Origin of the sequence: Gordonia otitidis NBRC 100426 (assembly GCF_000248075.1) — a bacterium.
In the GTDB taxonomy this organism is placed as follows: Bacteria; Actinomycetota; Actinomycetes; order Mycobacteriales; family Mycobacteriaceae; genus Gordonia; species Gordonia otitidis.
This window is the reverse complement of record NZ_BAFB01000134.1, coordinates 1-4,632: the sequence shown is the minus strand read 5'-3', so window position 1 is coordinate 4,632 and position 4,632 is coordinate 1. Positions and strand designations below refer to the sequence as shown.

Sequence of the window (4,632 nt, the reverse complement as noted above, 5' to 3'; positions counted from 1 at the left end):
GCGAGATCGGTGGTGGATTCACCGTACCCGGCGGCGACGTAGATATAAGAGGCGATGCATCGGGCAGACAAGCTGGTGCACAACGACTTCCGATACGACTCCTTCCCGATCGTGACGGGCGAACCGGACAGATTGGCGAGCACCGTCGCACCACCGAGTGCGGCCCATGTACTCGGAGGAATCGGCACCCATGCGTCCTCGCACACCTCGAGATGCAGGGCAAAACCGGGAAGGTCGACGGCGTCGAATATCAGGTCTGTGCCGAAGGGCACCGTTTGTCCGAGGACTGTCACGTTCTCGGTGACGGCGTCGCGCGCCGCGCTGAAGTATCGCTTGTCGTAGAACTCGCGGTAATTGGGCAGGAACGCCTTCGGCACGACACCGAGAATGCGTCCGTCACGCAGCAGTACCGCGCAGTTGTAGAGCCCGGCGTCGACGACCAGCGGCAGTCCGACCGCCACCAGTGGACGCAGTCCCTCGCTCGCCACCACCACGGTCGCAAGCGCCTGGAGGGCAGCGTCGATCACCGCATCCTGTTGCACCAGATCGTCGATGCTGTAGCCGGTGAGCCCCATCTCGGGGAACACGACAAGTGCCGCACCCTCGGCGCTCGCCTGCCGCATCAAGTCGATGGTGGCCTGCGCGTTGGCGGCCGGGTCGGCGATTCGGACGACGGGGACGGCGCCCGCTATGCGGGCGAATCCGTGGCGATAGATGGACACAGCGCAAAGCTTAGTGTGGCTCAGTCGCCGCACACCTCGAGCAGTGTCTTGAGTTGCTCGTCGAATGCGTGGGCGAGCACGTCGATGTCGGGGATCTGGTCGGTGCAGCCGAGGATGCCGACGTTGAGCATGCCGTCGGCCGAGAACACGGTGATGTTCAACCCGAGGCCATGGAAGATCGGCCCGAGCGGGTACACCCCGGTCACACGTGCGCCGCAGAAGTACACGGGGATGTCGGCGCCCGCGACGTTCGACACCGTCACGTTGAAGATCGGTGGATGCTTGAGCGACAGCTTGCGGTCGCCGTAGAACTTCATCAGCGTCGACATCGTGGTGCCCGGCGCGAACTGCGCCCACGCCCGCAGGATGTTCGCGTCGATGTCGGCATGGTGGGCCTTCGCCTTGCGCGAGAGTTCCGCGGCCCGCTCGATTCGTTCGACGGGATCGGCGACATCTGACGCCAGCTGCGTGAACATCCCCGACACCTTGTTCGTGCCCTGGACCATCAAACCGCTGTCGTCTGCTCCATGCACCGACACCGGCACCATGGCGACCAGCGGGCGGTCGGGTAGTTCGTTGTGCGCGAGGAGATACTCGCGTAACGCTCCGCCGGTGATCGCCAGGACGACATCGTTGACCTTCACGCCGAAGCGGTTCTTGACGCGTTTGATGTCGGCGAGGGAGAGCTGCGTGAGCGCGATCGAACGGTGCGGGCTGATCGGACCGTTGAACCGGGTCCGCGGCGCCTGGAACGGCGCGGGCATCGCCTCGTGTGATCGCGCTCGCCGGAACCAGGCGATCGGCACCGCGACCGTCTCCGGGAGCAGCCGGGCCATCGCGATCGGACGTCGGATCAGGTAGTGGACAGCACCGGTCGCCGCCAGCATCGCGTGCGACGACCCGCCCGCGGACTGATTCAGAAGATCGGCGTCGAGGTCGGGTTGCTCAGGCGAGAGTGAACACAGTTGGGCCAGCACCTCGGCGCTGCCGACTCCGTCGACCGCGGCGTGGTGCATCCGGAGCATGATCATGATGCGCCCGTTGGACAGGCCCTCGATCACCCACAACTCCCACAGCGGCTTCGCGCGGTCGAGCGTCTGACTAGCCAGGTGGCCGCAGAGTTCGGTGACCTCGCCGATGCCTCCCGGTGCAGGCACGGCAACGCGATGCACGTGCCGGTCGATGTCGAAGTGATCGTCCTCGACCCACGCCGGGTGGTCGATGTTGATCAACGAATTGTCGAGTCTGCGGCGGAACTTGGGCGTCGCGCGGACGAGTTGGCGCATCTGATCGCGCACGCGGCCGAACGAGTAGCCGCCCGGAATGGTCGACGGGTCGACCTCGATCAGACCGATCACCTGCATCAGTTGCGATCGCGTCTCCATGTACAGGAACGAGGCGTCCAGACCGCTGAGCCGTTCCATCGAATTCCTCCACATCCTCTGCCCGCCCGCACCGTCGCGGCGGCCCACGTGTCGATCATCCCCGTGGACGGTCGTCGACGCAGTCGAAGCGGGTGAAACGTTCACTCATCCCGCTCCTTGTGGATAACGCCTCGCGAACCCCTGATAGTTCCCTACGATCAGCCCGATGCGCACCGACAACGCCGGACCTGCCCCAGATGCCCGACTCGCAGATTCCCGCTTCTCGCCGACCCCCTTCTCGCTCGACGAGTTGTCCGAGGCCTTCGACGTCTTCGAGGCAACGGTCGCGGAGATCGCCGCGGAGGCGGCCGCCGACCGGGCGGCCGGGCCGTCGGCATGGACGCGGTTCGCCGACCTGTTCACACCGGACGCCGACTACATCGAGCACGCCCTCGGCACGATGCACGGGCGGGAGGAGATCCGGCCGTGGATCGTGAAGACGATGACGCGATTCCCCGGCGATCACATGGTTGCCTTTCCCAACCTGTGGAAAGTGTTCGACGCACCCACCGGCCGCGTCATCTTCGAGGTCGACAACCCGATGTGTGATCCCGGAGACGGCAGCGTCATCACCGCAACCAACCTCTCGATCGTCACCTACGCGGGCGACGGGCTCTGGCGCTGCGAAGAGGACATCTACAACCCGATGGAGTTCGGCGCGGCGGCGAAGCGCTGGTGTGACAGAGCGCATGAACTCGGTACCCTTGACGACGACGCTGCTCAGTGGGCGTCGACGTTCGGCCGAGCGTTTCGGGGGTAACGCTCGCGAGCCAGGTTACGACACCGTAAGTACGTACTTGGGTAACGCCTGCACGGTGCCGTACCCTAATTGACTGACTGCGTCCATGTCGGTGACCGAGCCAGGCATGACAACCAGAGAAGGCGGTCGGATCACCGATTTCCGACCCACCTCTAATGTGGACCGTTCGGAGGAACGAACTATGGCACGTGAGCTCACTCAGCTCGATCTGCTTCGCGAGTTGGCACCGGTTGCCGAAGAGAACGTCAACCGGCACCTCAAGATCGCCAAGAACTGGAACCCCCACGATTACGTCCCGTGGGACGAGGGCCGCAACTACGCGGCACTGGGTGGTGTCGACTACGAGCCCGAGCAGTCGCAACTCGACGAGGTCGCCAAGGCCGCGATGATCACCAACCTGCTGACCGAGGACAACCTGCCCTCCTACCACCGGGTCATCGCCGACAACTTCTCGATGGACTCCGCATGGGGTTACTGGGTCGGTCGCTGGACCGCCGAGGAGAACCGGCACTCCATCGTCATGCGCGACTACCTCGTGGTGACCCGCGGCGTCGATCCCGCCCAGCTCGAGGCCGACCGCATGGTCCACATGACCAACGGCTATTCGCCTGAGGCCGCCGCGGGCGACCGCGTCGAGGAGATGATGGAGAAGGGCGGCGAGATGGGCCTGCTGCACTCCGTCGCCTACGTCACCTTCCAGGAGCTCGCCACCCGCGTGAGCCACCGCAACACCGGTAAGGCCTGCAACGACCCGATCGCCGACAAGATGCTCCAGCGCATCGCCGCCGACGAGAACCTGCACATGATCTTCTACCGCAACATCTGCGGCGCGGGTATGGACATCGCTCCCGACCAGACACTGCGTGCCGTGACCGACATCGTCACCAACTTCCAGATGCCGGGTGCGGGTATGCCGAACTTCCGCCGTCACGGCGTGTTGATGGCCAAGCACGGCATCTACGACCTGCGCCAGCATCTCGAAGAGGTCATCCAGCCGGTCCTGCGCAAGTGGAATGTCTTCGACCGTGACGACTTCTCCGCCGAGGGCGAGCAGACTCGCGAGGAGCTCGCCGCGTTCCTCGAGCAACTCGAGAAGGACACCATCAAATTCGAGGAGATGCGCGACCGCGCCCTCGCCCGCGAAGCCAAGAAGCGCGAGCGTCAGGCTTCCTGACCCGATCGGTGTGACCCTGATTTGACCGCCACGATCCCCTCTTCAGCCGCACCGGCGCCCTCGACGTCCACCGGGGGCGCCGGTGCGCGCTCGGCTGCCCGCGCGACCCCACTGCGGATCGGCACGATCGAATTGGCAAGTCCCGTCGTGCTCGCGCCCATGGCAGGCGTCACCAATGTGGCGTTCCGCACGCTGTGTCGTGAACTCGAGCTGTCTCGCACCGGCACCGTGTCCGGCCTGTACGTATGCGAGATGGTCACCGCACGCGCACTCGTCGAACGGCACCCGGTCACCATGCACATGACCGCGTTCGGTCCGGACGAGAACCCTCGGTCGATGCAGCTCTACACCGTCGACCCGCGCTACACCTACGAAGCGGCGAAGATGATCGTCGACGAGAACCTCGCCGACCACATCGACATGAACTTCGGCTGCCCGGTGCCGAAGGTGACCCGCAAGGGCGGTGGATCGGCCATCCCCTACAAGCGCACGCTGTTCCGACGCATCGTCGCCGCGGCGGTCAAGGCGACCGAGGGCACCGACATCCCCGTC

At 65.1% G+C, this 4,632-nt stretch carries 5 protein-coding genes; 3 read left to right on the top strand and 2 right to left on the bottom strand.

Annotation, left to right across the window (positions count from 1 at the left end):
• A partial coding sequence (locus GOOTI_RS14110; RefSeq protein WP_007239274.1) for a nitrilase-related carbon-nitrogen hydrolase occupies positions 1–722 on the bottom strand: 722 nt, incomplete at its 3' end.
• A 20-nt stretch (positions 723–742) separates the two neighbouring features.
• Positions 743–2,146 carry a WS/DGAT/MGAT family O-acyltransferase gene (locus GOOTI_RS14105; RefSeq protein ID WP_007239273.1) on the bottom strand — a complete coding sequence of 468 codons (1,404 nt, stop codon included), beginning with the start codon at positions 2,144–2,146 and terminating at the stop codon, positions 743–745.
• A gap of 166 nt (positions 2,147–2,312) precedes the next feature.
• Between GOOTI_RS14105 and GOOTI_RS14100 the strand changes: the two genes are divergently transcribed.
• The 3 genes from GOOTI_RS14100 to GOOTI_RS14090 all read left to right on the top strand — a co-directional run.
• Positions 2,313–2,906 (top strand): nuclear transport factor 2 family protein, encoded by a 594-nt coding sequence (locus GOOTI_RS14100; protein ID WP_007239272.1) that lies wholly within the window; start codon positions 2,313–2,315, stop codon positions 2,904–2,906.
• A gap of 181 nt (positions 2,907–3,087) precedes the next feature.
• Positions 3,088–4,080 (top strand): acyl-ACP desaturase, encoded by a 993-nt coding sequence (locus GOOTI_RS14095; RefSeq protein ID WP_007239271.1) that lies wholly within the window; start codon positions 3,088–3,090, stop codon positions 4,078–4,080.
• 159 nt (positions 4,081–4,239) lie between these two features.
• Positions 4,240–4,632: tRNA-dihydrouridine synthase (locus GOOTI_RS14090; protein ID WP_039994125.1), on the top strand; the 393-nt coding region annotated here is incomplete at its 3' end.